Source organism: Nitrobacter winogradskyi (assembly GCF_006539545.1).
Classification (GTDB): Bacteria; Pseudomonadota; Alphaproteobacteria; order Rhizobiales; family Xanthobacteraceae; genus Nitrobacter; species Nitrobacter winogradskyi_A.
Map to the genome: position 1 here is coordinate 1 of NZ_BJNF01000028.1, position 2,598 is coordinate 2,598.

3 protein-coding genes are annotated in these 2,598 nt (G+C 65.7%); 1 reads left to right on the top strand and 2 read right to left on the bottom strand.

Translation table 11 applies throughout. From position 1 onward, the window contains the following. Positions 1-7 precede the first annotated feature (7 nt). Complete coding sequence (locus NWI01_RS06160) at positions 8-1,219, bottom strand: MFS transporter (RefSeq protein WP_141383045.1); 1,212 nt, start codon at positions 1,217-1,219, stop codon at positions 8-10. Continuing rightward, complete coding sequence (gene kdsA, locus NWI01_RS06165; protein ID WP_141383046.1) at positions 1,216-2,079, bottom strand: 3-deoxy-8-phosphooctulonate synthase; 864 nt, start codon at positions 2,077-2,079, stop codon at positions 1,216-1,218. The genes NWI01_RS06160 and kdsA overlap by 4 nt, the downstream gene beginning before the upstream one ends. Before the next feature lie 150 nt (positions 2,080-2,229). Here kdsA and NWI01_RS06170 point away from each other — a divergent pair, with 150 nt between their 5' ends. Next, positions 2,230-2,586: a PAAR domain-containing protein gene (locus NWI01_RS06170; protein ID WP_141383047.1), complete on the top strand. Its 357-nt coding sequence runs from the start codon at positions 2,230-2,232 to the stop codon at positions 2,584-2,586. Positions 2,587-2,598 lie beyond the last annotated feature (12 nt).

Here is a 2,598-nt window from a genome sequence, read left to right on the forward strand (position 1 = left end):
GGCCGCTCTAACGCAGGCGGGAAGCGGCCTTCCCTACCAGCAACCACGCACAGACCAATCCGAGAATCGCGATGACGAGGGCATTCACCGCGAGCGTGGGAAATTTTCCGGCCCATGAAAGGCTCAGGCCATAGGCGACGGGACCTGCCGTCTGCCCCATGTAGAAGAAGAACGAATGCAGTGACAGCGCGGTCGCCCGCGCCTGCTCGGACAACTGGCTGGCGAACACCTGGAGACAGCCGTGAAGCATGTAGAATCCCCAGCCCATCGCAACGAAGCTGAGAAGCTGGATACGCCAGTCCGGGCCCAAGCCGACCGCCACGATCTGCGCCGCCACCAGCATGGCGCCTGAGATCATCATGCCGCGGACACCGAGCAGCGCCAGGAACCGTGACACCGTCATGGTGTAGAACAGGCCGCCGACGGCAAAGCCGGCGATGACGATGCCCGCGATCGACAGCCGGGTTTCACCGAGTTCGAACAGGAACGCCGCGACGTAAGGAAACAGCCCGAGCACGCAGCAGCCTTCGATGAAAACGGCCGAATAACAGACCCGGGCGTTGGGATTGCTGAAGATCTGCCGATAGCCCTGCCGCAGATCGGTCAACTTCATCCGTCGCGAGGTCGCGATCGCGTCCCCGCGTTGAAATCCAAGCCCGACCGCGATCGAGACCGCAAGAACCAGAACGCCGAGCACGACAAGCACGCCTCGCCAGCCGACGAGATCACCGATCACGCCGGCAAACGAAGCGCCCAACAGGTTGCCTCCCATCGTACCCGCGATGGTCCGGCCGATCGCCACCTGACGCTGCGGCACCGGCACCAGATCGCTGGCCATGCCGAGAGCGACCGGAAAAACACCGCCCGATGCGATCCCGGCGAAGATTCGCGTGACGAACAGCGCGGCATAGGATGTGCACAGCGCGCCGGCGACGTTCGAGATGCCGAGCAGCACCAGGCACACCAGCATCAGCCGTCCCTTGCCGAAGATATCGGCGGCCGCGCCGATCAGCGGCTGCACGATGGCGAACGAGAAGGCGGTGACGGCCGACAGGCCGGCGGCGGTCGCGACCGTCACCGACATATCCTCGGCGACATGCGGCAGCACCGGGTCCATCGCGCGCGTCGACAGGCTCGCCGCGAAGGTCGCCAGCGCGATGATATTCAGGAGCGGCGGCAATTTGGGCTCCCCGGCCGCTGCCGGGTCAGCCGATGTCATTCCGGGCAGGCCGGGTCGGCCGCCTTCGCCAGCGCATCGAACGCCATCAACCTTCGCACCAGCGCCTCGAACTCGCGCAGCGGCACCATGTTGGGGCCATCAGACGGCGCATGATCGGGATCGGGATGGGTCTCGATGAACACGCCGGCGACGCCGACCGCGACCGCCGCGCGCGCCAGCACCGGCACGAACTCGCGCTCACCGCCGGTTGAGGCGCCCTTGCCTCCCGGTTGTTGCACGGAATGAGTCGCGTCGAAAATAACCGGCGCGCCGGTGGTGCGCGCAAGGATCGGCAGCGCGCGCATATCGGACACCAGCGTATTGTAGCCGAACGACGCGCCGCGCTCGGTCACGAGGATGTTGCGGTTGCCCCCGCCGGTGATCTTGGCGACCACGTTCCCCATGTCCCATGGCGCGAGAAACTGCCCCTTCTTGACGTTGACGACCTTGCCGGTCGCGGCCGCCGCCAGCAACAGGTCGGTCTGCCGGCACAGGAACGCCGGAATCTGCAACACATCAACCACCTGCGCGACCTCGGCGCATTGGGCTGCCTCATGGACATCGGTCAGCACCGGCAATCCGAGCGACGACCGAATCTCGGCGAAAACCGGCAACGCCTGCTTCAGCCCGATCCCACGCGCGCCGGAAGCGCTGGTGCGGTTGGCCTTGTCGAACGAGGATTTGAACACGAGGCCGATGTTCAGCCGCGCCGCGATGTCCTTCAGCGCGCCGGCCACCTCGAGCGCGTGAGCCCGGCTCTCCATCTGGCAGGGACCGGCGATAATCGACAGCGGCCGATCCTGGCCGAAGCTCACGGAGCCGACGGAAACGACGGGCGATGCGGAGACGGGCTGGTTCAAGGTGAGTTCCTTTGCCGGCGGACCATGCCGGGCCACGGCGGCGGGATCAACCCGCTTCTCGAATCGAATGGCAACCGCCGTTCACAGGTAGGCCGTAGCTCCGCCAGGTCCAGCCTGATAGGCTCGCGCCGCCGTTTTCCGGAGTCGCAAATGCGCCTGCCCCTCGTTGTTTCGATCGTCACAGCATCCGCCTTTATCGGTACGGCACGACCGGGACCGGCGTGGGGTCAAACGCCAAATCCGGCATCGCAATCGCCCGGCGTCATCACCGGCGGAAGCCAGAACGTAATGGTCAACGGCAAACCCGCCGCGCGGCAAGGCGACGGCACGACCGGCGGCGCGCTGATCGAAGGATCGTCCAATGTCTTCATCAACGGCAAACCGGCCACGGTGACCGGTAGCCGAACCGGATGCGGCGGTTCGGTCACTTCTGGCGGCCATGGCGTGTTCATCAACGGCAAGCCGATGGCGCGCCAGGGCGACCAGACATCCGGTTGCGCGAAATAGCTGACTAGGTCA

Bases quoted from the DNA above. Each gene is read 5' to 3' on its own strand.
- NWI01_RS06160 (WP_141383045.1), bottom strand. From the start codon at position 1,219: ATGACATCGGCTGACCCGGCAGCGGCCGGGGAGCCCAAATTGCCGCCG.
- NWI01_RS06170 (WP_141383047.1), top strand. From the start codon at position 2,230: ATGCGCCTGCCCCTCGTTGTTTCGATCGTCACAGCATCCGCCTTTATC.